Origin of the sequence: Corallococcus sp. AB049A (genome assembly GCF_003668885.1) — a bacterium.
Lineage (GTDB): Bacteria > Myxococcota > Myxococcia > Myxococcales > Myxococcaceae > Corallococcus > Corallococcus interemptor.
The window spans coordinates 1-421 of the sequence record NZ_RAWL01001239.1; the positions used below are offsets into that span (position 1 = coordinate 1).

At 70.5% G+C, this 421-nt stretch carries 1 protein-coding gene; it reads right to left on the minus strand.

Going from position 1 to position 421, the window contains the following annotated elements; genetic code table 11:
- On the minus strand, positions 1-421 hold a 421-nt coding region (locus D7X55_RS41635), incomplete at both ends, for a PKD domain-containing protein (RefSeq protein ID WP_121725779.1).

Sequence of the window (421 nt, forward strand, 5' to 3'; positions counted from 1 at the left end):
CCCTTGGAGTCTGTCACCGTCAACGTCAGCACCACCTGCCCCGCTGCCGCTGGTGCCGTCCAAACGCTGGTAAGGCTGGACGGCGCGCTGAAGCTGCCGGAGGGCGCCGTCCACGCGTACGTGAGCGAGTCGCCTGTGTTGGGATCCTCCGCCGTTGCCTGGAGCGTCACCTGGCCGCCCGGTGCGACGGTGCCAGGGCTCGCAACCAGGGAGAGGATGCGCGGCGCCGCGTTGTCGAAGGGCGCAGGTGCATTCACCTCCTGCAGCAGCAACGTGACGGCCGTGGTCTGCCCGGCCTGGATCGTGACGGGGGCCACCTGGCCCGCGTAGCGCACGGTGTTCGAAGCATCGAAGGCCTGCGCGCTGAAGATGCGCCCGGTGCCCGCAGGCAACTGCCCCAGCACCCCACCCCACTGCCCGC